The organism is Flavobacterium chungangense LMG 26729 (genome assembly GCF_000735715.2).
GTDB classification, from domain to species: domain Bacteria; phylum Bacteroidota; class Bacteroidia; order Flavobacteriales; family Flavobacteriaceae; genus Flavobacterium; species Flavobacterium chungangense.
This window is the reverse complement of record NZ_JASY01000013.1, coordinates 1-25,246: the sequence shown is the minus strand read 5'-3', so window position 1 is coordinate 25,246 and position 25,246 is coordinate 1. Positions and strand designations below refer to the sequence as shown.

Sequence of the window (25,246 nt, the reverse complement as noted above, 5' to 3'; positions counted from 1 at the left end):
CTGTACTAGACTTTCTAATATTAATAAAATAACTCTATCGTTTCTTCTGTTTCTCCATCAGCTTTTTCTATACTTTTTGTAGGATAGCCTTTTGAATTATACTCATATGCATAAGTATAATTGGGTCCATCGCCTTCTTCAGAAACCACGTTATGGGATGTTCCGTCACCTGTTCCGTCAAGAGATGTAATTTTACCATAACCTAAAATATTTTTCATGGGATTATTTTTATCATCATACTTAAAAGTTAAATTTCCTGCATAATCAGATTCATACTTTACAACCTCGCCATTCACTAAAGTCAACTTCCCCTTTCCATTATACATAGTTTGTGTTTTATGATCCCCTATATAATTGCTTACTAAGATAGTCCCATCTGCACTATAAGTAAAAAAATCTTTACGCCCCAATTCTTCTAACGGCTCAGACATTGTACGACTAATCACTTTATTTTCTGAATCATACTCGAAAGTTTCAAGTTGTGCCAGAGTTCCACCAGGATACTTATATTCTATTTTAGTAATCAAATTGCCAGTGTAAGTGTAATAAAGATCTAAATCTCCATCTACTATGCTTACTATTTTATTACCATTATATTTATAAATTGTAGTTACTTTTTCTCCATCAGAGTCAGTTGAAATTGTCTTTTTCAAGAGTACAGAATCTGAAGAATCTGAAGAAGAATCATCACTTGAACAAGAAGTTAGTGCAAAAGTCAAAGCACCAAAAAGGCATAAAATTTTTTTCATTTTTAAGATTTAAATCATTAATATTTCCTACAAATGAACTAAAATAAGACCTAAAAACCTAACTTGTTTTAACAATAAAAAAGCAAAAATAATTAATCGAAAAGTTTTTCAGTACCCAATAAATTATTAAGTTTCTAAAGAACAAACTTGTAAACAATTTATTACTTAATAAAAAAGCATATTATTTTTTTACCTCTTTTCATAAATTTAAAATCCTGGTTTAAAAATTAACTTTTAAATACAACAAGATCCGCTAAACGAAGCAAAGCTATTTTGTACTTTTGTATTCCTTATCTTTTTAAATTATAACATACTTATGAAATTATTATACTCCTATATAATCAAACACAAAATGCTTTTGTTTTTTGCTTTGATTATGGCTACTATAAATATTTGTTTCAGTTTATCAGACTCTATTATTACCGGTAAATTAATGCAGGACTGCGGTGTTGGACTGGCAAAATACAAAGGAAATGAAATGGAGTTTATTAAATCATTATCATTCTGGCTGGGACTTTCACTTGGAGCAGCCATGATTTCAAGAATTACTAAAAACTTTCAGGATTATTTCACCAATGTTGTCATTCAGCGAACGGGTGCTCAAATGTATACAGACGGAATTAAAAAATCTCTCGATTTACCTTATGCTGAATTTGAAGACCAGCGAAGCGGCGAAACTTTAAGCAAACTGACCAAAGTACGTTCTGATTCTGAAAAACTGATTACACTTTCTATTTCTCTTATTTTTCAGACTATCATTGGCTTCATTTTCGTAATAATTTACGTTGCACGAATTGATTTCCGAATTTCACTTATTTTTTTAATTACAGCACCAATTATTGCTTTGGTGAGTTCTTATCTGGGTAAGAAGATTAAAATTGTTTCGAAAAAAATCGTTAATCAGACAAACGCATTGGCGGGTTCAACAACCGAAAGTTTAAGAAATATTGAATTGGTAAAAAGTCTTGGACTAACGTATCAGGAAGAAAAGCGTCTGAACTTAAATACCTTTAAAATTTTACATCTCGAATTAGAAAAAGTCCGCTACATTCGAAGTTTAAGTTTTATTCAGGGAACAACAGTTCACTTTTTAAGAACCTGTGTTGTTTTTACCTTGTATTATTTTTTATTTGGTGGAAAAATCATTGTAGGTGATTTATTGACCATGGTATTTTTTACCTTTTTTATTTTTGGTCCATTACAGGAATTAGGGAATTTTATTATTGTGGTCAACGAGACGAAAGTTTCAATGGAAAATTTCAAAACTTTATTGAGTGCTCCAAAAGAATTTCGCCCTAAAAATCCAAAACATGTGGGCGCAATTCAGTCTTTATTGTTCTCGAATGTAAGTTTCCAACACAAGACAGCAAAATTTAAAGCGGTTGAAAATATCAATTTCGAAATCAAACAAGGCCAGACAGTTGCCTTTGTTGGTCCTTCAGGTTCTGGCAAAACAACTTTGGTTAAATTACTGGTTGGATTGTATATACCTGCAGAAGGTCAGGTTTTATATAATGATATTGATTCTGCAGAAATTGATTTATTGGATCTAAGAAAACAATTAGGTTTTGTAACTCAGGATGCCCAATTATTCTCCGGAACAATTCGTGAAAATTTATTATTTGTGAAACCAAACGCCACAGACGAGGATTTATATGATGCACTAAAGAGAGCCAGCTGTGAAAAATTGCTGAAACGTGCCGAAGATGGGTTAAATACCACAATTGGCGAAGGCGGAATTAAAGTTTCTGGTGGCGAAAAACAACGTTTGTCTATTGCCAGAGCTATTTTAAGAAATCCAAATTTATTAATTTTTGATGAAGCTACTTCTGCTTTAGATTCTATTACCGAAGAAGAAATCAATGCAACTATCAGAAACATATCAGACCAAAACAGAATCACGGTTTTAATTGCACATCGCTTATCAACAGTTATGCACGCTGATCGAATTTTTGTATTAGAACAAGGCAAAATAATTGAGCAAGGTAAACATGATGACTTAATTGCTGAAAAAGGACTCTACTATGCCATGTGGCGCCAGCAGATTGGCGAGAGAAAATAGTTGCTTGTAAATAATCTCGCAAAGACGCAGAGTCGCAAAGTTTTTTTATAAGCTTTGCGACTTTGCTTTTTTATATTAAGTTTTGGTTTAATTAAAGATTTGAAACTACTCTTTTTATACCAAACTTAATGATGGGCACATTGAAGTTTATAAGTAAACCTAGTTTCATTTTTGTGATTTTGAGATAAGTTAGAACTTGTTTTGGATGAATATCTGTTAGTTGATCTATTGATTTGATTTCTAAAATCACTTTATTTTCTACTATTAAATCTGCTCTAAAACCAATATCTAAATTTATTTGATCCCAAATAACAGGTAATGTTTTCTGTCTTTCTACACTCAACCCTCTCTTTGTCAATTCATGATACAAAATAGCCTCATATACGGACTCCAATAAACCCGGACCAAGTTTAACATGTATTTTATAACAAGCATCAACTACAATAGCCGAAATTTCATTTTCAGTCATACTTAAAATTTAAAGCAAAAACTTACAAATATAAATTTATAAACAAAAAAACAAAGCTTAAAAAAACTTTGCGACTCTGTGTCTTTGCGAGATTAAAAAATACTTCACAAAAACCTTAGCAATAAAATCAGTACAACAAAAAAGCCGCAAAGCTTAAAAAACTTTGCGACTCTGCGTCTTTGCGAGATTAAAAAATTACTTCACAAACTCAACTGCCTTAGCTAAAGCCTCAGCAATTCCGGAAGCATTTTTACCTTTTCCGGATGCGAAGAAAGGCTGTCCTCCTCCATTTCCTTCAATGTATTTTCCTAATTCTTTAATGACTGCATTTGCATTTAAACTTTTGTCCGCTACTAGTTCTTTAGCGATATAACAATGAATATTAGGCTGACCATCTTCGACAGAAGCTAAAAACACAAACGAATTCGGTTTTGAAGTTCCTAATGCAGAAGCTAGATCTTTTGTAGAAGCCATACTTAAATCTACCTGTCTCGCAAGGAAACTTACGCCGTTTACCTCCTGGAAATCTTTCTCTAATTCCGCTTTTAATGAACCTACTTTTTCTTTCAATAATTGCTCAACTTGTTTTTTCAGTTTTGCATTATCATCCTGAAGAGAAGCAACCGATTTTAAAATATCCTGCGGATTTTTAAGCGTTTCTTTTATTTCTGCTAATGTATTTTCCTGGCTTAAGTAGAAGTTTTTCACAGCATCACCTGTAATGGCTTCAATACGACGAATTCCAGCCGCAACAGCACCTTCAGAAATAATTTTGAAATGCCAGATCTCTGCTGTATTTTTTACATGAATACCACCACACAACTCTTTACTTTCACCAAATTCAATCATACGAACGTTATCTCCGTATTTCTCACCAAACAAAGCCATTGCTCCTTTATCTAATGCTTCCTGAATTGGAATATTTCTGTGTTCAACTAATTGTAACTGTGCTTCAATCTGAGCATTTACAGAAGCCTCAACTTGTTTGATTTCTTCGTCAGAAACTTTGCTGAAATGAGAAAAGTCAAAACGTAAATAATTTGGATTTACCAGTGAACCTTTTTGCTCCACATGCGTCCCTAAAATACTTCTCAAAGCTAAATGCATTAAATGTGTAGCCGAGTGATTTTTTGAAGTTGATGTTCTTAAATCAGTATTTACTTTTGCTACAAAACCTGCTTCTACATTTTCAGGAAGCTGTTTTGCAAAATGCAAAATCAGGTTGTTTTCTTTCTTCGTATCGATAATTTCGATTGTTTCGTTTGCAGAAACAAGCGTTCCTTTATCACCAACTTGTCCTCCTCCTTCCGGATAGAAAGGTGTATTGTCTAAAACGATTTGGTACAAAACACCATCTTTTTTAGAATCTACTTTTCTGATACGAGTGATTTTTACATTGTTTTCGGTTTTATCATAACCAACAAATGTTTCTACATTTCCCGGAATCAAAACATTCCAGTCTTCTGTTGAAACTTCAGAAGCTGCACGAGAACGTGTTTTTTGTTTTTGTAATTCAACTTCAAACTCTTCTTCCTTATAAGAGAAACCTTTTTCTTTTAGAATTAAGGCTGTCAAATCTTTTGGGAAACCAAATGTATCGTATAATTCGAAAACCTTAGCGCCGGAAACTTCTTTTCCTTTAGTTTCTGAAACCACATTTTCTAACAATTGTAATCCTTGATCAAGAGTTCTTAAGAAAGAAGCTTCTTCCTCACGAATTACATTGGTAACTAATTGTTGCTGCGATTTAATTTCAGGGAAAAATTCTCCCATTTGGTTTGCCAGAACTTCTACCAATTTATTGATAAAAGGTTCTTTGGTATTTAAGAATGTAAATCCGTAACGAATTGCACGACGCAAAATTCTACGAATAACATAACCCGCTCCGGTGTTTGATGGTAATTGTCCGTCAGCAATTGCAAAAGCAACCGCACGAACGTGATCTACAATAACACGAATCGCAATGTTGGTTTTATTTTGTTCTTCGCTGATGTTTTTTACTTCATCAGATGTATATTTTAAACCTGTAATTTGTTCTATTTTCTCAATAAGCGGCGTAAAAACATCGGTATCATAATTTGATGTTTTTCCTTGCAGTGCCATACACAAACGCTCAAATCCCATTCCGGTATCAACGTGCTGTGCAGGAAGTTTTTCCAGAGATCCATCTGCTTTACGGTTGAATTCCATAAATACATTATTCCAAATTTCAACTACTTGCGGGTGATCATTGTTTACAAGGCTTTTTCCTGTAACCAGTGCTTTTTCAGATTCCGGACGTAAATCAACGTGAATTTCAGAACAAGGTCCGCAAGGTCCCTGATCTCCCATTTCCCAGAAATTATCTTTTTTATTTCCAAGAATAATTCGGTCCTCATCAATTAGAGTTCTCCAGATATCCCAGGCTTCCTGGTCAAACGGAACGTTATCTTCTTTACTTCCTTCAAAAACAGAAACATAAAGATTTTCTTTTGGGATTTTATATACTTCTGTCAAAAGCTGCCATGCCCAGTTGATTGCTTCTTTTTTGAAATAATCTCCAAAAGACCAGTTTCCAAGCATCTCAAACATAGTATGGTGATAGGTATCAAAACCTACATCTTCAAGATCGTTATGTTTTCCTGAAACACGAAGACATTTTTGTGTATCGGCTATTCTCGGACTTTTTGGTGTTCCGTTTCCTAAAAAATATTCTTTAAACTGGGCCATTCCCGAGTTATTGAACATAAGAGTTGGATCGTCCTTGAGAACGATTGGAGCAGAAGGAACAATTAAGTGTCCGTTGTTTTTAAAAAAGTCTAGAAATTGCTTACGTACGTCTTGTGATTTCATATTTATAATGAGATAATTTGAAAATGTATCAATAATAATTAATCAATCTGAAAATGTGATAATTAGATAATTTTAAGTAGAAACTTAAAGTTCAAAACAATAAATTTCACTCTAAATACATTATCTAATTATCAAATTGATATATTATCTAATTGCTTTAATTGTTAAAAAAAGCGTTGAACAACTGAAACATTTATTAAATTTGTTCGACTAACTTTTTTTATGAGCTGCAAAAATAGGGTATTTTAAAACATGGCGAAAGTAAAATATTATTACGACTCAGAAAATCTGGCTTATACGAAAATAAAAACAAAAAAGAGAATCAAAATTGGTTATGCTTTCTTGTTTTTACTGGCTTCAGCATTATTTGGTTTTTTAGTTTTTGTCCTTTTAATCAATACACCGTATTTTGAAACTCCAAAAGATCGTTTACAGGCACGTGAAATTGAGAATTTAAAATTACAATATGCCATTTTAAACAAAAGAATGGATGAAATTGATGATGTAACTGAGGCTTTAGAAGATCGGGACAATAATATTTACAGGGTTTATTTTAATAAGGCCGAGATCCCGGATTCTATTAGAAAATCGGGATTTAAAGATATTAAAAGATATAAAGATTTAGAAGGATATAATAATTCGCAATTAGTACTCAGCACAACCAAACGAATTGATCAACTCTCGAAAGAATTGGCAATTCAATCAAAGTCATTGGATGACATTTTGAAAATCGCGAGTACAAAAAAGAATTTATTGGCGGCAATTCCTGCCATTCAGCCAGTCCGAAACGAAAATTTAAAACGAATGGCTTCCGGTTTTGGATACAGAATTGATCCTTTCACAAAAGTGCGAAAAATGCATAATGGCATGGATTTCACAGCCAATACGGGATCTCCTGTTTATGCTACCGGAGATGGAGTTATTGCCAGAGCTGACAACTCGGCATCAGGTTTTGGAAACCATGTAGTCATCAGGCATGGTTTTGGATACGAAAGTTTGTATGCGCATTTAAGCAAATACAATTGCAGACCGGGACAACATGTTAAACGTGGAGATGTTATAGGATATGTAGGAAGCACCGGAAGATCTGAAGGCCCACATTGTCATTATGAAGTGCATAAAGACGGAAAAGTCGTGAATCCGCTGAATTTTTATTACGGAAATATTTCTGCTGTAGAATATGTTGCGATTTCACATTTGGCCAATCAGGAAAACCAGTCATTAGATTAATACTGCGAAAAGTAGTAATTTTGAATAAATTTGAATAAACAGAAAAATAAAATCATGCATATTGAGCTTTCTAAAGATAAAAGATATTACAGCATTGGTGAAGTCGCCAGGGCTTTTAATGTCAATGCATCTTTGATACGTTTTTGGGACAGCGAATTTGATATCCTGAAACCAAAAAAGAATGCCAAAGGCAACAGAATGTTTACTCCTGAAGATATTACGAATTTACAATTGATTTATCATTTGGTTAAAGAGCGTGGTTTTACACTTGAAGGCGCCAAAACACATTTGAAAGAAGGACAAAAGAAAACATTAGATAAATTCGAAATAATACGTAAATTAGAGACGATAAAAACACAATTGACAAACATTAAAAACGAATTGTAATTAAAATTAGAAATAAACTTAAATTAAACAAATATGAAAAAGTGGTTAATCCCTGTAGGAATTATTGTAGCGCTTATTGCAATTATCGCATTTTGGTCGATTGGAATTAAAAATACTGCTTTGCAACACAGTCAGGCTGTAAATAAAGACTGGGGAAATGTACAAACGGCTTATCAAAGACGTAATGACCTTATCGGGAATTTAGTAAACACAGTAAAAGGAGCTGCTGATTTTGAAAAATCAACCTTAACTGCCGTAATTGAAGCCAGAGCAAAAGCAACTTCGGTAACAATTGACCCTAGTAATGTAACCCCGGAACAATTAGCCCAATTCAATCAGGCTCAAAGCGGTGTAACTTCATCATTATCAAAATTATTAGTTTCTGTTGAGCAATATCCAACATTAAAAACAAATGAGAACTTCCTTAAACTACAAGACGAATTGGCAAGTACTGAAAACCAAATTTTAACTGCCAGAACTCGTTTTAACGAATCTGTACAAGTATACAACGGATATGTTTTAAAAATACCGAACAACTGGTTCCTGAGCGAATACAAAGAAAAACCATATTTTGAAGCTTCAACAGGAGCAGATAAACCAGTTGAAGTAAAATTCTAAATCAAAAAAACGTAACTCCAAAATAATTTCAATGTCAAAAGTAGAAGATTTTTTAACCAAAGAAGAAGAGCAGGAAATAGTTGAAGCAATTCGTATGGCTGAAGAAAACACTTCTGGCGAAATAAGAGTACACATAGAAAAAACAACTTCTAAAGTTCCTTTTGACAGGGCTTTAGAAGTTTTTCATGAATTACGGATGGATGAAACTAAATTGCAAAATGGCGTACTGTTTTATTTTGCAGTTGAAGACAAAAACTTTGTTATCTGCGGAGATAAAGGAATTAATGATCTGGTAGCCGATGATTTTTGGAATTGTACCAAAGACGTTATGACAAACCATTTCAAATCAGGAAAATTTAAGCAGGGAATTGTTGATGGTATTCTGAATGCCGGAGAACAACTGAAAAAATATTTCCCATCTCAGGAAAATGACACGAACGAATTATCAAACGAAATCTCAAAAGGTTAAACAATGAAATTTTCCAAAAACAAAATATTAAATTCCAACGGAGTTTTTCAGTTTATCCTATTGTCAATTGCATTTTTTACTTCTACAGGGATTTTTGCTCAGTTTACCATTCCTGAAAAGCCAAGTCTTCAAACCTCTGTTTATGATTATGCCAACATTTTAAGTGCTACTGAAAAAACACAGTTAGAAGAAAAACTAATTCGTTATTCAGATTCTACTACAACACAAATAGTAGTTATTACGATTGAAAGTTTAAAAGGAGAAGATGTAAGTCAGCTGGCTACGAAATGGGGACAAACATGGGGAATTGGAGGAACTAAGCAAGACGATAATGGTGTTATTATTTTATTAGCAAAAAACGAAAAGAAAATCGCTATCAATCCCGGATATGGTCTGGAAGATCGTTTAACAGCAGGTATTGGCGGAACTATAATTCGAAATATAATTATCCCTGAATTTAAAGCAGGTAGTTTTTATAACGGTCTTGACAAAGGTACTGATGCTATAATTGATGTTTTTAAAGGGAAATTTAAAGGTGAACGCAAACAAAGTAAAGGAAAAGATTTTCCTGTATTGCCTTTTATCATAATTGTGGTAATTGTATTAATTTTACTTGCACGAAATAAAAGAGGCGGTGGAGGAAATTCAGGCAATAATAGTGGCGGAGGACCTAGCCTGATGGATGTCATTCTTCTAAGTAGTCTTGGCAGAAGCAGTGGAGGCGGATTTGGAGGCTTTGGCGGTGGATCATCCGGAGGTGGCGGAGGTTTCGGCGGTGGATTTGGCGGAGGCGGATTCTCTGGTGGAGGTTCAAGCGGAGGCTGGTAATTTTTTCAAATATCGGTTCAAGTTTTGGTTTCAGTTTAATTTTATATTGATTTAGCTTAAATTTGCCATTCATATTATTTACAATTTTAATTTATAACCAATCATAGATGTTATCACATAAAGCAAAATACGCCCTTAAAGCCCTACTTTATTTAGCAGAACAAGACGAAAATCACATTTCTAAAACAATAGAAATTGCTGATGGCGCCAATATTCCTAAAAAGTTTTTAGAGCAGATTTTATTAGATCTGAAACGAGGACGTTTTGTGAGCAGTAAGCAGGGAAAATTTGGCGGATATTATCTGATAAAGTCTAAAAACGACATTACTTTAGCTGAAATTCATCGTTTATTTGATGGTGCCATTGCACTTTTACCATGTGCTTCTTTGAATTTTTACGAGCCTTGTTCAGATTGCAAAACCGAGGAAGAATGCAACCTGCGCCATGGTTTAATGATCATTCGTGATGAAACTTTAAAGACTATGCAGAACATTACAATCGCTTCACTAATAAAAAAATAAAAAAATATTTTCAAAACCCTACTAAACTGATAGATTTTATATATATTTGCAAAAAATAATTAACAAATCATTTACAAATTTTAAACCGATGAAAGTAAAATTAAGTAAGTCTTATGTCTCAAATCTTTTGCAAAAAAGTAATACTAAAAATTTCACTGCAGTGAAAAACAATTCTTCTATGATCTGTATGTGCTGGTAAAAAAATTTTAATTTAAATTCTACTAATCACATATATATAATATAAAAATGAAAAATTCTATAAAAAATATATTTACAATACTATCTATTTTAGCCTTCTCGGTTTCATTCGCACAAAATATTGAAGGTACCATTACAGATTCACAAAAAGCACCTTTAGAAGCAGCCAATATTGTGGTAAAAGGGACTACAATAAGCACTATAACTGATTCCAGCGGACATTTTAGCCTGGACACAAAAAGCAAAAAACTACCTTTAACTATACTGGTACAATATGTTGGATATAAAACTACCGAAATTGAAATAACCACTTTACCAGCCCCACTTTTACAAATTGCCTTAAAAGAAGAAAATGAACTTATTGAAGTTGTAGTGTCATCAAGACGACGAATAGAAAAAGTTCAGGATATTCCAATTGCAGTATCAGTAGTAACTGGAAAACAAGCTGAGCAAGCTGGAGCTTTTAACGTAAATCGTATAAAAGAATTAGTTCCATCTGTACAATTATATTCATCAAACCCAAGAAATACCGGAATAAATATTCGTGGTCTGGGTTCTCCTTATGGCCTTACTAACGATGGTATTGATCCTGGTGTTGGTTTCTATGTTGACGGTGTTTATTATGCCCGTCCGGCAGCTACAACTTTAGATTTTGTAGATGTAGAACGAATTGAAGTTTTGCGTGGACCACAAGGATCACTGTTTGGTAAAAACACTACTTCAGGAGCTTTTAACATTACAACTCGTAAACCAAGTTTCACATCGGGTGCTGATTTAGAAGTAAGTTATGGTAACTATGCATTTCTTCAGGCTAAAGCTTCTGTTACAGGTGCTTTAAGCAAAAAAATTGCAGGGCGCCTTTCTTTTTCAGGTACACAACGCGATGGTCTGATTGACAATACTGCAACAGGAAGAGCTACAAACACCCTAAACAATCAGGGAATTAGAGGGCAGTTACTTTATACTCCGTCAGAAAACACCAATATTATATTAGCTGCAGATATCACAACACAACGTCCTGACGGATATGCACAAGTAATTGCAGGTGTTGCACCAACCAAAAGAGCTGCTTACCGTCAGTTTGATGCTATTATAACAGACTTAAATTATCAATTACCAAGCAGAAACGCATTTGACCGTAAAATTGACCAGGATACCCCTTGGAGATCCGGACAAGATATGGGAGGTATATCTTTTAACGTTGATACCAAAATTGGTGGTGGAACTTTGACTTCGACAACCGCATGGCGTTTCTGGAACTGGGATCCATCAAATGATAGGGATTTTACAGGCTTACAGGTTTTGGCAAAATCACAAAACCCAACGAGACAAACCCAAATTACACAGGAAGTTCGATATGCGGGTCAGTTAACATCTAAGATTAGCGGTGTAGCTGGTGTATTCTTTATTGATCAGACATCACAAACAAACGGTACAGAAGAATCAGGGAGTGCACAATGGAGATTTTCTCAAAGTACAACAAGTAATTTATGGAAAACCCCAGGTCTTTTTGAAGGTTATGGAATTAAAACTGATGCAAGAATCAGAGCATCGAGTGCGGCAGTATTTGGACAGTTAGACTGGGCAATAACAGATCGCCTGCATGTATTACCTGGTGTACGATATAACTTTGATAAAAAAGAAGCAAACTATAAGCGTACCACATACGGAGGTCTTCAGACAACCGACCCTGCATTAATTGCCCTGAAAAAATTAGTGTATACAGATCAGGCTTTCGATTCAAGTACAGACGATACCGATTTTTCAGGAAATTTAACTTTGACATATAAATTTAGCGATAAAATCAATGCTTACGCTACTTACGCAAAAAGCTACAAACCGGTTGGTGTAAATGTTGCAGGACTTCCAACTCCTCCAGCAGATAAAACACTTGCTGATCTTGCAGTAATTAAGCCTGAGGATGTAAATCATTATGAACTAGGTATAAAAACTTCTCCGTTTAGAAATTCTATATTGAACCTTACATTATTTAATACAGAAATTAAAGATTTTCAAACAAACGTTCAGGCTGCAGAGTTAGGAGTAAATCGTGGATACCTTGCTAATGCTGATAAAGTACGTGTAAGAGGTGCCGAATTAGATGCCAGTTTTGTAATTAACAGCCACTTTAGCATTAACGCTGCCGGAACTTATACTGAAGGTCAATATGTTAAATTTACAAATGCACCACTTCCATTAGAAGATACTGGTCTTGTTATTGACGGAAAAGCTGTAAACTATAAAGATGTTTCCGGATCGGATTTACCTGGTGTTTCAAAATGGGCTGGAAGCTTAGGAAGTGAATATACTAAAAATGCAAGATTCTTCGGAAATGCAGGGAAATTTTTCATAGCTCTTGATAGCTATGCCAGATCAGAATTCTCATCAAGTCCTTCTGCTTCAAAATATTTAATCGTTCCTGGTTATGCTATTTTTAATGCCCGTTTAGGTTTCCGTGCGACAGATGGTTTATCTATTAACTTCTGGGGGCGCAATATTTTAAACAAGGATTATTACGAGCAATTATTGCCAGCAGGTGGAAATGCCGGACACTATGCTGCCGTGTTAGGAGATCAAAGAACTTATGGTATTACTCTAAAATATTCGCTATAATAATAAAAATAAAGTTAGTTTGGTTAAACGAGATGCATTTTCATAAGTGCATCTCGTTTTTTTTACCAAGATTGAAATCACAAAATACAATTTAAAACAATTTTTATTCTGGTAAAATCATCTCTCATTTGTATATATTCGCGGCTTGAATTTATACAACATTGATGAAGTTTTTCAGATTCTTTCTTTTTTTGGCTTTTTTAGGTCAATTTTCTTTAGCTCAGAGCAAAAAAAATATCGAACAACAAACTTTAACCTGGGTTCGATACTACAATATTTTGCCAATAACTGAAAAATGGTCACTACATTCTGAATTTGATAATCGCAGCTTTGTAAATCCTGTTCACGAAAATTTATGGGTCTTGAGGATTCAGGGAAGATATCGCACTACGAAAACTATTGATTTAGGAGGAGGATTTGCCTATTTTAGTGTAAATACCCAAACTCCTCAAACCGATCCTGATTTTACAATTCCAGAATATCGTGGTCAACAGGATATCACTCTTATCAACGATATTGCAAAGATTACTTTTCATAACCGTTTTCAGCTTGAAGAACGATTTATACAAAAAGCGGATAAAACAGAATTATTAAACGATTTTTCTTTCTCCTTTCGATTCAGATATCGTTTACAATCGACTTTTACACTTTGGGAAAAAGAAAAAAGAAGTCTAAAAGGAACTATTTCTGATGAAATTTTATTGAATCACGGAAAAGACAATAAAAAAAACACCTTTGACCAAAACAGAATTTATGGTGCTTTGCGCTATCATTTTAACCCAAATATTGGTTTGGAATTAGGTTATTTAAAAAGCTTTCAAAGAAGAGCAAGCGGTGTAGATTTTTATGATCGTGACATTATTCGTTTTACTCTTTATCATAAGATCGATAGAAAAATCAAATCATAAAAGAATTCAATTTTATAAATTAATTTGAAACAGTCGCTAAATAACAAACTCAAGCTAAACTAGAGTCTGTTTTTAATAATATCTTTGCTCTATCTTTGAACCTAAACAAATCTCATATCCTTATAAATTAAAAACTTAATCCTCTCTTTCTCTACCACCTCGGTCACCCCTATCGCCACCACCTTGTCCTCGTTCCCCTACTCTTTTTTTTGATCCTTTTTCTGCTGCAAAATTTCCAATTTTATAAGCTATAGAAAACATCGCATAACGTTTTAAAACGGTGCTTTCTTCATCGCGTACTGAGGTTGCCGAAATGGTTCTGCCAGCACTTTGATTTTGATTTAAAACATCATAAACTTTGATTTTAGCATATAATGTTTTATTCAAAAATCCATATGACAAACTTGTATTCCACAGGTAAAAATCTTTTTTGAAATTATCAGAAAGATTCGAATTATAGGTATATCCAAAATCATTTCCAAAAATTAAATTTGCCGGCCAGTATGTTGTGGTTTGTAAACCGGCTCTGTGCACGACATTTGAAGTTGAATTTGCAGAAGTGTTTTCATAATTCGTCTGATTGTATGAAAATCCGTAAGATGGTGAAATAGTAAGCAACTCACCGTATTCGTAAGTTAAATAAACTTTTGGAGAAATTATAGCTGATTTAGCATTATAAAAAGTCTTATTTGTAAACCCTTTATCAAAAGAATATTTACCGTTTAAGCCTACACCATATCGCAGCGTATGGGCGTCTTTTTTTATGGATTGACTCCAATTTCCACCGGCCGTGGCACTATAAGTTCCTGAAATATTGATATAAGTTGTAGTTCTTTTTCCTGTTTCGTCATCAAAATCAGAAGTTGATATAACATCATTATTGAAATAATCACCTCTTATAAATAAACTATATCCGGAACGCGTACGGAAATCAAAATTCTTAAAATCAAAATTTACACTATTTTTCTCAATCGGATCCAAATTTGGATTTCCGGTAACAGTATTTAATGAATTATTTAAATCCTCAACAGGCATCAATTGACTTGCCGATGGAAGTGCGTTTGAATAATCATATTTAAAAGTAAAAAACTTAGACCTGCTGAATTTATATCGCAACTGCATATTTCCAAAAGACAGTGCATATCTTTTTTCTAAGTCTGTTGCCTTGCTCTCATATAACGAATGATTATCAAAATCAACAATAGCGGTTCTCGTATTCAGGTTGAAAGTAAACTTATTTTTTTTCAAAGTAAGTCCTACTTTTGGACTTATCATATTTCGTTTCGAACTTATGTAATTACTTACTGAATCAACCAAAGTTCCCGGAGACAAATTATTATCAAAAGTTTTTAAATCGTTTGCTGTATTTTGCCAGTCAAAATCGGTTCCGAATCTTATTCGCAACGAATCTGTAATAGGTTCTGTATATTCAAGATCCAGAGAATAGGAATCTGAGATATTTCGACCTTTTGTTTTTTGTAATCTCTTATCTATAAATTCACCCCCATCCTTATTCAAAACGGTTGTTGAGTTTACTATGCCATCAGAATCCGTCCCTGAATTATTATTAGTAAAAACAAGGCTGACGTTTCTGGCTTTTTTTTCAAAAGCCTTATTAAAATTGATTGTATTTGAGAAATTGGTTGACGTATTTTCTCTATATGGATCTGATGTACTTGTATTTAAAATTCTTCCATCTTCATCTGTAGTCTCATTCCTGGAATTTGAACTCCCATTAGAACGTGTCTGACTTACATTAGGCGTAATAACAAGACGCGTTGTTGGATTAATTTTATATTCTAATTCAAAATTTGCTTTATTTCCCGTACTCTCATTTCTGGTTTTCGAACTCGATGTTGTATAATTATTACCGGAAGGCAAAATACTGATTTCATTAACTGTACTTTCGTTTTTGTTAATTTTATTATCAAAATTGTAACTACCTGTTGCGCTTAAATTTTTACTCCAGTCATCAGAATAATTAACTCCTAACAAATTAGACTGTGTGATTCCTTTTCCTCCAGTATTACCACTTCCCTGACTGTTTCTTCCTCCTCCCATATTATCAAATACTTCATCCTGCGCAAAACCGGTCGAATTGATATTATTAGAAGATCCCAGAATACTGATCTTCTGTTTATTATTGAAGAAATTCATGATCAGGCTGCTTTCATAACGATCATCAGAACCATATCCTCCCAGAATTTTCCCAAAGTAACCTTTGTTTTTCTTTTCATCAATAGTCAGGTTGATACTGGAATAGTCCGATGTAGATTCTTGTTTGGATAGTTCTTCTTTTTTGGTTTTAAAATCAGAAACCTGAACTTTTTGTATAATTTCAGCAGGCAAATTTTTTAGCGCGATGGCTCCATCCCTGTCAAAAAAAGGTTTCCCGTTGACCAACAACTGATTGACTTCTCTTCCGTTTACGGTCATTTTACCTGCTTCATCAATATCAAAGCCCGGTAATTGTTTTAATAAAGTTTCTACATTTGCATCAGGCCGAACTTTATATGAAGCGGCGTTGTATTCTAATGTATCCTGCTTCATTCGGATCGGCGGGGCTTCACTTTTAACAATCACTTCATTTAAAGCATTTACATTTTCGAGCAAATATAATTTGCCAAAATCCTTGCTCTCTAAAAGCCCTTTTTGCTCTTCTGTATAAGTTTGATATCCTAAATAATTTATTTTAAGAAAAACCGACTGATCAAGTTTTTTTGTATTTAACCTAAAAAAACCATTTTTATCTGTTGTAGTATAGTCAATAACAGTAGAATCTTTGACTGTCGTAAAATAAACTGTAGCCAATTCAACCGGCAATTGTGTATTAATATCAACAACGGTTCCTTTGAGAACTATGTCGTTTTGAGCGTTAGCCGAATAAACAAAAATAAAAAACAGTAAAAAGTAATATAATCTGGACATAAAAAAGGTTAGTTAGAACAATAAGACTAAAGAAAAAACGAAAGGTTTAATTGTGAATTCTACGTTTATTTCAAATAGAAAACCATTTCGTTCTAGCAATTCATTAATCAAATAAAAAAAGACATAAAAAAATCCCCAACTTGTGGGGATATTGTGTTTTATTTTTCTCTGATGTAAATATCAATCGGAACTCCTGCGAAATCCCAATTTTCCCTAATCTTATTTTCTAAATAACGCTTATACGGTTCTTTAACGTATTGTGGCATGTTGGCAAAAAACACAAATTGAGGTGTTAAGGTTGGCAATTGCATACAATATTTAATTTTGACATACTTTCCTTTTGTTGCCGGCGGCGGATATGCTTCAATCACTTTCAACATATATTCGTTGAACTTCGAAGTTGAAATCCTTTGTTTTCTGTTTTCAAAAACCTGAACTGTTGCTTCAAGTGCTTTCAATAAACGTTGTTTTGTCAAAGCCGAAACAAACAAAATTGGCACATCTGTAAAAGGCATTAATTCTTTTTTGATTTTCTCTTCGTAATCACGTGTAGACATGGTATCTTTTTCTACCAAATCCCATTTGTTTACCAAAATCACAACCCCTTTACGGTTTTTCTCTGCCAGCCAGAAAATACTTTGATCCTGACCTTCAAATCCGCGGGTTGCGTCTATAACCAATATACAAATATCTGCATGCTCAATTGCTCTAACAGAACGCATTACAGAATAAAATTCTAAATCTTCTTTCACTTTAGCTTTACGACGGATTCCCGCAGTATCAACCAAATTGAATTCAAAACCAAAACGGTCAAATTTGGTATCAATTGCATCACGTGTAGTTCCTGCAATATCGGTTACCATAAAACGCTCCTGACCAATTAATGCATTGATAAAACTTGATTTACCTGCATTTGGACGCCCCACTACAGCAAAACGAGGCAAAACTACTTCTTCCTGAACTGGCTCTGGTTTTACCGGAAAAGATTCGATCAAAGCATCTAATAAATCTCCCGTTCCACTTCCTGAAATACTCGCAAACGTAAAATATTCCCCTAAACCAAGGTTATAAAATTCCACAGCATCTTTTTCACGCATGGCGTTATCAACCTTATTCACAGCCAATAAAACAGGCTTAGTGACTTTACGCAATAATCGCGCAACAACATCATCCATTGGAGTAATACCCTCTTCAACATCTACCACAAAAATAATAACATCAGCTTCGTCGATAGCAAGTTCAACTTGTTTACGGATTTCGCCTTCAAATACGTCATCACTTCCGCGAACATATCCTCCGGTATCAATGACAGAAAACTCTTTTCCGTTCCACTCGCTTTTACCATAGTTTCTATCACGGGTAACCCCAGATACTGAATCTACAATAGCTTCTCTTCTTTGTATCAGCCTATTAAACAGGGTCGATTTCCCTACGTTAGGTCTTCCTACTATCGCAACAATGTTATTCATTTTTTTGAATTTTAGATCCCAGACTCACAATTTCAGATTTTGTTTTTAACTAAATCTCAGTAAATTATAAATCCAAAATACCTTATTTAAATTTTTTGCAAAGGTAGTTAAAAAAAGTTGCTAATTGCTATCCCGATAGTTATTGGGACTAAGTACCTAAGCTTTTTATATTATTTTAGGAGCTATTCCTGCTATTCGTTCCAATCTTTTGTTCTGCTAAAAAGCTCCACAAAAGGATTTCCACTGCTAATCAGGGCTAGGGCATTCCGGTTTAATAGAATGTTTTTCTTTAAAACTTTATTCTTTTCTCAACCAGCCCAGCAATCTGCTACTTTCGATTTTATATTTTCCTTCCTGATTTTTTACACCAAAAACTTCTCTGGAACTGCCAAATGGCCCTGGATTTTGTTGAATAATCTCTATTTCATTTTCAGAAACTTTAGAAATTATCGCAACATGCCCGAATCTGTTTAAAAGCGATCCTGAAAAAATTACCAAATCTCCTATTTCAGGCTTTGCAATGCTTGGATTTGCATATTGAATCAAACCTCTGTTTCGGTTTAAATCACCATCTTTTATTTTTGAATCAAAAAAATCTTTTGCGTGACCGTACGCATCTGGCATTTTATGATTGTAATGTTCGTAATAATATCGTTTTACGAATTCGACACATTGATATTTTAAGCCTAAATTGTAATTGTCTTTTGTAACATTTCTTTCCAGAACATTATCTACTCCTCCATTATAATAAACTTTTACGCCATTTAAACTATCGAGTGACTGTCCTATTTTATAATCAGAGTTTAAGTTTATTTTCTTTACAACTTTTATTCCCGCATATGTTAAAACTAAAACTGAAATAATCAGAAGCGTAATCTTTTTAATTTTCATTTATTTATTTTACAAACTAATGTTCTTTTTAGTTCTGTGTGCGTGAGGGATAGAAGTGAAAATCCTTTTGTGTAATGAAATGGAACAAAAGATTGTAACGAATAGCCCGGTCCGGAGGACACGCCCAAATTGTTTTACTGATTATACCCAAATCGTTTCAGCATATTGGCATTGCTTCTCCAGTTTTTGTTTACTTTCACTACCAATTCAATATGTATTTGTTTTCCAAAGAATTTCTCTAAATCAGCTCGGGCATCTGTACCTACTTTTTTAAGGGCAGCTCCTTTATGACCAATAATTATTCCTTTTTGCGTTTCACGTTCTACCATAATAATAGAGCGAATTCTAATGATCTTTTCGTCTTCAAAAAATTCTTCGGTTACGATTTCAACTGCGTACGGAATCTCCTTACTGTAATTCAGCAGGATTTTTTCACGAATGGTTTCATTTACAAAAAAACGTTCTGGTTTATCTGTCAATTGATCTTTTGGATAATAGGCTGGAGATTCCGGTAGTAATTCTATTATCCTTCCGAAAACTTCCGGAACATTAAAATTCTGCAAAGCCGAAATTGGAAAAATCTCAGCATTTGGTACTTTTTCTTTCCAAAAAGCAACCTGTGTTTCTAATTGTTCCTGATTTGAGTTGTCAATTTTATTTAATAATAATAAAACCGGAATTTTAGCATAAATAATTTTATTAAAGAAAGCTTCATCTTTTAGGTCCTGCTCACCAATTTCGACCATATAGATTAAAATATCAGCATCTTCAAAAGCCGACTTTACGAAATTCATCATCGATTCCTGCATTTCATAAGCTGGCTTAATGATTCCTGGCGTATCGGACAAAACCAACTGAAAGTCTTCTCCGTTTACAATTCCTAAAATTCTATGACGTGTAGTTTGTGCTTTTGATGTTATGATTGATAATCGTTCTCCAACGAAGGCGTTCATCAAGGTTGATTTACCAACATTTGGATTTCCGATGATGTTTACGAATCCTGCTTTATGTGACATTTGTGTATTATTTTAAGGTGCAAAGGTAGTCATATCAACTCAATACAGAAAATAAAACATTTTTTTAAGTTTTCGTTGGATTTCTCAAAAAACGGCGTATCTTTGCACCCGAAACATCGCGGGATAGAGCAGTAGGCAGCTCGTCGGGCTCATAACCCGAAGGTCACAGGTTCGAGTCCTGTTCCCGCTACTACTTGGGACAAAGAAGAAAATTTCTTCTTTGTCCCTTTTTATTTTCTTCATTTTAACAAGTTTATTAACTCTACATCCGCCAGCTTATAATAAAAAGAAAAGCAGCCTTCGCAGGCTGCTTTTCTAATAATAATTATTAATAACTAAATCAATATTTCCTAAATACTCCAGGTATAATTTATATCTCTTAACTACATACTAATAATGATGAATTCGCTTCGTCTGTTTAACTGATGTTGTTTTTCTGTACATTTTACTCCATCGGCACATTTATTGACTAATTGGGTTTCTCCGTATCCTTTGGCCGTTAATCTACTGGCATCAATTCCTTTTTTTACCAGCCAGTTTTTTGTCGATTGTGCTCTTTTTTCAGATAAAATCTGATTATTTGATGCAGATTGACGGCTATCTGTGTGCGAACGAATATCAAGTTTCATTGTTGGATATTGGTTTAAAACATCTACAAGTTTCTTCAATTGAGGCTCTGATACCTTTTTGATTGTGGCCTTACCCAAATCAAAAAAGTTCATTGGCAAATGCAGTAATTTTGCCAGATCTACACCTTCTTTTACAGCTTCTGCTTTTATTAACACCTTAACAGGTATTTTTTTTGTTTCAATTTGTTTCGCTACAATTGGTACAAATACTTTTTCCAACAAAATCTGTAAAGTAGTATTTCCTGTTCTTTTATTGATTGTTACTGAAACAGTCTTTGTTTCGTAACCATTTTTTGAAATTCTTATGGAATATTTTTTACCACAATTCACTTTAGGAAACTTGTAATTACCTTTTTCATCTGAAGAAATTGTTTCTACAAAATTGGAATTTTCGTCGAATAACATAAGAGATGCATTGGCAAGTATTTCGTTTGTTTCAGCATCAGCAACAGTCCCTGCCAAATCTTGTTCGCAGACTAATCTTTTGGTTTCAGTGAATCGGTAAATATCATCTAAGCCATTCCCATTTTCTCTATTTGACGTAAAAAAACCACTTCTGCTTTTACTATTAATTACAAAAGCAAAATCATCTTGTTTACTATTTACCGGTTTTCCAACATTTTGAACCTCTTCAAAGCTTAAATCTGTATTTATTTTGGAAACAAATATATCAAGACCTCCTAAACCTGGTCTTCCGTCAGTGGCAAAATACAGTTCATTCTCTCCTGAAATAAAGGGAAACGTTTCCCTCCCTTCGGTATTAATTTCAGCTCCTAAATTTTCAGGCTTACCATATGTCCCATCTTCATTTATACTTACTTTAAACAAATCCGATTGCCCAAACGTTCCAGGCATATCTGATGCAAAATACAATGTTTTTTCATCCGGGCTTAAAGCAGCATGCGCTACACTATATTGGTCACTATTAAAAGGAAGTTCTGTAATATTCTGCCATTGATCCTGAATTAACGTTGCTTTATAAAGTTTTAAGAGTGTTACTTTCTTTTCGTCATTTCGTCTTTTACCATCTAAATAATTATTTCTGGTAAAATACATTATTTTCCCATCCTGGGTAAAAACAGGTGTCGATTCATTAAACTTCGAGTTAATATTCTTTTGAAAACGCTCAGGAGTACCAACACTCCCGTCAGGCATTAAAGCTGCAGCATATAAATTTGTAAAAGATCTATTGGTCCATTTGAACATTTTTTTTGCAACTCCACCTGTATCGCGAGCCGAAGCGAAAACAAGTTTATCATTTAGAATCGTAGTACCGTAATCTGATAAGGCTGAATTTATTCCGGCATCAGCGATTTCAAAACGATTCGAATTGACTTTTATCTCCTCTAAATAATTCTTGTTATTTTCAAATAATATTCCGCGTTTATCAGTATTTACTTTTTTATTGAACTCAGTTAGTATCTCGTCTGCTTTTTTATAATTCCCTGCTGCTTTAAGACATTGGGCATAGCGATAGAGATACTCGGGTTCTTGCTCTGCATTCAAATCAAAAAGCTGATCGTACCATTTTACAGCTTTAGTCAATTCTGCATTAAAATAATAGGCATTACCTAATCGCTGTAGTATTTTTTGGTCTTTATATCCCTTTTCTGCAGCTTTTTCATATAACTCGATGGCATCTACAAACTCATATTTGTCATATTTTTTATCAGCATCGACCGTTTCATTTTTTTGTCCGATTGCTGTCAAAGCCACCATAAACAATAAAACTGTATAACTTATTTTTTTAATTATCATAGTAATTGAATATTAGAAGAATCTTGGTGAAGTAATACTTCTGTAACTGTTAAACAAATCAAATCGAAGGAAAACCTCGTGTGAACCTGAATTGAATTTTTGCAATCTTGTTGTTTCATGGTCATATCCATACCCAATATATAATCCTTCTGTAACCTGAAAACCTGCCATCGCACTTAATGAAGCACTCCAACGATATCCAACTCCTACAACAAATTTATCGTTAAACATAAAGTTTCCCGAAACATCCACTTGTAATGGTGCTCCCTGAACCAATTTGGTAAGTAATGCCGGTTTAAATTTGATATATTCCAAATCATCTAAATTAAATACATAACCGGCTATAAAATAGTAATTTATCCTTTCTTTAAAAATAGCGACATCTTCATTATTATAACGATTGGTCTCAATAAAATTAGGAACTGACAAACCTAAATAGGCTTTATCAGAATGCCAATAAATTCCTGCTCCTATATTTGGAGAGAATTTCCCGTCCATATTTTGAAATTGTGTATCTCCCTGATCTTTTACATCTAATTTGTTGACATCAAGATTAAATAGATTCGCTGTTGCTTTAATTCCAAATGAAAGTTTAAACGATTCTGAGGTATGAATTGTATAAGACAAATCGGTAGAAACAGTAGTTTCATTCGTTGGTCCGATTCTGTCATTTACAACAGAGACTCCTAATCCTAAACTTTCACGATTTAAGGGCGTATTCACAGATAGCGTATTGGTAGTCGGTGCTCCGTCAAGTCCAATCCATTGGGAACGATGCAATCCAAAAATACTTAAGACACCACGGGAACCAGCATAAGCAGGATTAACATTGATAGTATTATACATATATTGTGTATACTGTGAATCTTGCTGAGCAAAACCCAAAGCAGAAAACAATATAAAAACTAAAACTAATTTTTTCATTTTTATAACTTTTATTAAATGACTTACTGCAAATACAGTAAGTCATTTCCTTTTATTAATTGCTTAGATATAAATATCCTGCTGATTCATGCTGCTTTGCATTACTATCTTTATATTTTAAAATATAAAAATAGGTTCCTACAGGTAATTTCTCTGATTGTTTAATTGTTGTTCTTCCTTCTGAAATTCCTTTGAAATTTCCATTACTATTATCATAACGGTCTCTTGAAAATACCAGGACGCCCCAACGATTATAAATCTCAATAGTGTTATCAGGATAACATTCAATGCCTCTAATATTAAGTTCATCATTCAAGTTATCATTATTAGGAGAAACAGCGTTAAACACTTTAATAACACATCCTTCTATGTTTGATACTGTTGGATTATCATCAGCATTATTTTTATCATCTGATTTATCTTCAACAACAACTCCTAATGGACTTTGACCTGTTACAGAAGCCTGATTTGTTACACTTCCATTATTGATGTCACTTTGCGAAATAGAATATGTCGCTGTAAATGTATGCTCATCAGATTCCCCAACTTGTAAACTAATTGGCTGTCCTGATAATACAATTCCTGGCAAATTATCTATAACTTTTATTCCGGACAATGGAACATTTCCTGTATTTGTAATTTTAAAGTTATAGGTAATCGTTTCACCTGCATTTGCATATCCGCTATTATCCTCATCATTAAATGTTGCTGTTTTAATAATTGCAATCGACGGAGCTTCAACAAAAACTTTTAATACAGCAGTCGTACAATTATTTGAACCAGCTTTTTCGCAGATCTCATATATGACTTCATAAGTACCTCCTGGAGTATTTGGCAATATATTTACCGTACCATCTGAATTAAATTCAAAATATGTAAAGGTTGTTTTCTGTTGAATATTAACATCGGAAGGATCTATTTTCAATCCATTTCTTAAATCATTATCCAGAACATTTATAAATTCTAATGAACCATTTATCCCATCTGGTGAAGCTTCATCATTATTTGCAATTAAAACAATACTCGTATCGCTAATGGTCGCCGTACCCATCGCAGTTGTATTGGCGGTTGATCCAGCTGTTATTGTACCTGTCAGGGTAAAAGTTTCAGATGATTCATTGATAGCATCAGTCAGCGTAGGGACACCTACCGTTACACTAGTACTTCCTGCCGGAATAGTTACCGTAGTATTCACTAATGAATAATCAAGAGATCCCGCAGTACCGTTTGTTGTAACAACATTAATTACTGTATCTACTGAACTTACTCCGCTAAGACTTACCGTGAATACTGCTGGACTACCCTCACTTACTGTTGGATTTGAAATACTCAGTGTTGGAACTCCATTGCTATCGGTAATAGTTCCTGTTCCACTTACTGTTATATTGCTTGTAGTACCACTAGTTATGGTTCCTGTTAAGGTAAATGTCTCACTAGGCTCATGAATGGCATCGCTCAGTATTGGAATACTCACCGTTGCACTTGTGCTGCCTGCAGGAATAATTACTGTTGTATTAACCGATGTATAATCAAGAGATCCTGCTGTACCGTTTGTAGTGACAACATTAATTACTGTATCTACTGAACTCGGTACATCCAAGCTTACCGTGAATACTGCATTCGAACCTTCTACTGCCGTAGGAGTAGAGATAGTTACTGTTGGTACACTCTCATCATCAGTGATCGTTACCGTTGCCTGCTGAACGCCGTTCTCTGTAGCTCCTGTAACATTCGTGATATCGATGAT

General features: G+C 33.9%; 19 protein-coding genes and 1 tRNA gene. 10 read left to right on the top strand and 10 right to left on the bottom strand.

The window, feature by feature from the left end:
- Positions 1-20: 20 nt before the first annotated feature.
- Entirely contained in the window at positions 21-749 is a 729-nt protein-coding gene (locus tag JE46_RS18355; RefSeq protein WP_031456746.1) for a hypothetical protein, read from the bottom strand.
- A gap of 316 nt (positions 750-1,065) precedes the next feature.
- Here JE46_RS18355 and JE46_RS18350 point away from each other — a divergent pair, with 316 nt between their 5' ends.
- Complete coding sequence (locus JE46_RS18350) at positions 1,066-2,811, top strand: ABC transporter ATP-binding protein (RefSeq protein ID WP_031456745.1); 1,746 nt, start codon at positions 1,066-1,068, stop codon at positions 2,809-2,811.
- Positions 2,812-2,902: 91 nt separating this feature from the next.
- On the opposite strand, the gene JE46_RS18345 is transcribed toward JE46_RS18350, so the two are convergent.
- Together JE46_RS18345 and alaS are read right to left on the bottom strand one after the other, a co-directional pair.
- Positions 2,903-3,280 (bottom strand): GxxExxY protein, encoded by a 378-nt coding sequence (locus JE46_RS18345; RefSeq protein ID WP_031456744.1) that lies wholly within the window; start codon positions 3,278-3,280, stop codon positions 2,903-2,905.
- 195 nt (positions 3,281-3,475) lie between these two features.
- A complete protein-coding gene (gene alaS / locus JE46_RS18340) occupies positions 3,476-6,112 on the bottom strand; it encodes an alanine--tRNA ligase (protein WP_031456743.1) in 2,637 nt (878 codons plus the stop codon).
- 252 nt (positions 6,113-6,364) lie between these two features.
- Here alaS and JE46_RS18335 point away from each other — a divergent pair, with 252 nt between their 5' ends.
- The 8 genes from JE46_RS18335 to JE46_RS18300 all read left to right on the top strand — a co-directional run bounded on the left by JE46_RS18335 (position 6,365) and on the right by JE46_RS18300 (position 13,884).
- Positions 6,365-7,342, top strand: coding sequence for a M23 family metallopeptidase (locus JE46_RS18335; RefSeq protein WP_031456742.1), 978 nt, complete (start codon positions 6,365-6,367; stop codon positions 7,340-7,342).
- A 54-nt stretch (positions 7,343-7,396) separates the two neighbouring features.
- Positions 7,397-7,729, top strand: coding sequence for a MerR family transcriptional regulator (locus JE46_RS18330; protein WP_031456741.1), 333 nt, complete (start codon positions 7,397-7,399; stop codon positions 7,727-7,729).
- A gap of 33 nt (positions 7,730-7,762) precedes the next feature.
- Positions 7,763-8,347 carry a LemA family protein gene (locus tag JE46_RS18325; protein ID WP_031456740.1) on the top strand — a complete coding sequence of 195 codons (585 nt, stop codon included), beginning with the start codon at positions 7,763-7,765 and terminating at the stop codon, positions 8,345-8,347.
- A 31-nt stretch (positions 8,348-8,378) separates the two neighbouring features.
- Complete coding sequence (locus tag JE46_RS18320; RefSeq protein ID WP_031456739.1) at positions 8,379-8,816, top strand: TPM domain-containing protein; 438 nt, start codon at positions 8,379-8,381, stop codon at positions 8,814-8,816.
- Between the two features lie 3 nt (positions 8,817-8,819).
- Positions 8,820-9,644 carry a TPM domain-containing protein gene (locus JE46_RS18315; RefSeq protein WP_031456738.1) on the top strand — a complete coding sequence of 275 codons (825 nt, stop codon included), beginning with the start codon at positions 8,820-8,822 and terminating at the stop codon, positions 9,642-9,644.
- Between the two features lie 107 nt (positions 9,645-9,751).
- Positions 9,752-10,165: an RrF2 family transcriptional regulator gene (locus JE46_RS18310; RefSeq protein WP_031456737.1), complete on the top strand. Its 414-nt coding sequence runs from the start codon at positions 9,752-9,754 to the stop codon at positions 10,163-10,165.
- A 246-nt stretch (positions 10,166-10,411) separates the two neighbouring features.
- On the top strand, positions 10,412-12,976 hold the full coding sequence (locus JE46_RS18305) for a TonB-dependent receptor (protein WP_031456736.1): 2,565 nt from the start codon (positions 10,412-10,414) through the stop codon (positions 12,974-12,976).
- Positions 12,977-13,140: 164 nt separating this feature from the next.
- Complete coding sequence (locus tag JE46_RS18300) at positions 13,141-13,884, top strand: DUF2490 domain-containing protein (RefSeq protein WP_031456735.1); 744 nt, start codon at positions 13,141-13,143, stop codon at positions 13,882-13,884.
- A gap of 135 nt (positions 13,885-14,019) precedes the next feature.
- Here JE46_RS18300 and JE46_RS18295 read toward each other — a convergent pair whose 3' ends face one another.
- From JE46_RS18295 to era, 4 genes are all read right to left on the bottom strand, one after another.
- Positions 14,020-16,812 carry an outer membrane beta-barrel protein gene (locus tag JE46_RS18295; protein WP_051872925.1) on the bottom strand — a complete coding sequence of 931 codons (2,793 nt, stop codon included), beginning with the start codon at positions 16,810-16,812 and terminating at the stop codon, positions 14,020-14,022.
- A gap of 158 nt (positions 16,813-16,970) precedes the next feature.
- On the bottom strand, positions 16,971-18,281 hold the full coding sequence (gene der, locus JE46_RS18290; RefSeq protein WP_031456733.1) for a ribosome biogenesis GTPase Der: 1,311 nt from the start codon (positions 18,279-18,281) through the stop codon (positions 16,971-16,973).
- Positions 18,282-18,578: 297 nt separating this feature from the next.
- Entirely contained in the window at positions 18,579-19,172 is a 594-nt protein-coding gene (locus tag JE46_RS18285) for a CHAP domain-containing protein (RefSeq protein ID WP_031456732.1), read from the bottom strand.
- Positions 19,173-19,306: 134 nt separating this feature from the next.
- Positions 19,307-20,188, bottom strand: a complete 882-nt coding sequence (era, locus tag JE46_RS18280) for a GTPase Era (protein WP_031456731.1) — start codon at positions 20,186-20,188, stop codon at positions 19,307-19,309.
- Between the two features lie 117 nt (positions 20,189-20,305).
- Between era and JE46_RS18275 the strand changes: the two genes are divergently transcribed.
- Positions 20,306-20,378, top strand: a tRNA-Met gene (locus JE46_RS18275).
- 193 nt (positions 20,379-20,571) lie between these two features.
- Here the strand turns inward: JE46_RS18275 and JE46_RS18270 are convergent.
- The 3 genes from JE46_RS18270 to JE46_RS18260 form a co-directional block, all read right to left on the bottom strand.
- Positions 20,572-22,575 (bottom strand): OmpA family protein, encoded by a 2,004-nt coding sequence (locus JE46_RS18270; protein ID WP_031456730.1) that lies wholly within the window; start codon positions 22,573-22,575, stop codon positions 20,572-20,574.
- 12 nt (positions 22,576-22,587) lie between these two features.
- Complete coding sequence (locus JE46_RS18265) at positions 22,588-23,499, bottom strand: PorP/SprF family type IX secretion system membrane protein (protein ID WP_031456729.1); 912 nt, start codon at positions 23,497-23,499, stop codon at positions 22,588-22,590.
- A 55-nt stretch (positions 23,500-23,554) separates the two neighbouring features.
- Positions 23,555-25,246, bottom strand: a 1,692-nt coding sequence (locus tag JE46_RS18260; RefSeq protein ID WP_031456728.1) for a T9SS C-terminal target domain-containing protein, incomplete at its 5' end; no start/stop codon positions are given.

Bases quoted from the DNA above. Each gene is read 5' to 3' on its own strand.
- JE46_RS18355 (WP_031456746.1), bottom strand. From the start codon at position 749: ATGAAAAAAATTTTATGCCTTTTTGGTGCTTTGACTTTTGCACTAACT.
- JE46_RS18350 (WP_031456745.1), top strand. From the start codon at position 1,066: ATGAAATTATTATACTCCTATATAATCAAACACAAAATGCTTTTGTTT.
- JE46_RS18345 (WP_031456744.1), bottom strand. From the start codon at position 3,280: ATGACTGAAAATGAAATTTCGGCTATTGTAGTTGATGCTTGTTATAAA.
- alaS (WP_031456743.1), bottom strand. From the start codon at position 6,112: ATGAAATCACAAGACGTACGTAAGCAATTTCTAGACTTTTTTAAAAAC.
- JE46_RS18335 (WP_031456742.1), top strand. From the start codon at position 6,365: ATGGCGAAAGTAAAATATTATTACGACTCAGAAAATCTGGCTTATACG.
- JE46_RS18330 (WP_031456741.1), top strand. From the start codon at position 7,397: ATGCATATTGAGCTTTCTAAAGATAAAAGATATTACAGCATTGGTGAA.
- JE46_RS18325 (WP_031456740.1), top strand. From the start codon at position 7,763: ATGAAAAAGTGGTTAATCCCTGTAGGAATTATTGTAGCGCTTATTGCA.
- JE46_RS18320 (WP_031456739.1), top strand. From the start codon at position 8,379: ATGTCAAAAGTAGAAGATTTTTTAACCAAAGAAGAAGAGCAGGAAATA.
- JE46_RS18315 (WP_031456738.1), top strand. From the start codon at position 8,820: ATGAAATTTTCCAAAAACAAAATATTAAATTCCAACGGAGTTTTTCAG.
- JE46_RS18310 (WP_031456737.1), top strand. From the start codon at position 9,752: ATGTTATCACATAAAGCAAAATACGCCCTTAAAGCCCTACTTTATTTA.
- JE46_RS18305 (WP_031456736.1), top strand. From the start codon at position 10,412: ATGAAAAATTCTATAAAAAATATATTTACAATACTATCTATTTTAGCC.
- JE46_RS18300 (WP_031456735.1), top strand. From the start codon at position 13,141: ATGAAGTTTTTCAGATTCTTTCTTTTTTTGGCTTTTTTAGGTCAATTT.
- JE46_RS18295 (WP_051872925.1), bottom strand. From the start codon at position 16,812: ATGTCCAGATTATATTACTTTTTACTGTTTTTTATTTTTGTTTATTCG.
- der (WP_031456733.1), bottom strand. From the start codon at position 18,281: ATGAATAACATTGTTGCGATAGTAGGAAGACCTAACGTAGGGAAATCG.
- JE46_RS18285 (WP_031456732.1), bottom strand. From the start codon at position 19,172: ATGAAAATTAAAAAGATTACGCTTCTGATTATTTCAGTTTTAGTTTTA.
- era (WP_031456731.1), bottom strand. From the start codon at position 20,188: ATGTCACATAAAGCAGGATTCGTAAACATCATCGGAAATCCAAATGTT.
- JE46_RS18270 (WP_031456730.1), bottom strand. From the start codon at position 22,575: ATGATAATTAAAAAAATAAGTTATACAGTTTTATTGTTTATGGTGGCT.
- JE46_RS18265 (WP_031456729.1), bottom strand. From the start codon at position 23,499: ATGAAAAAATTAGTTTTAGTTTTTATATTGTTTTCTGCTTTGGGTTTT.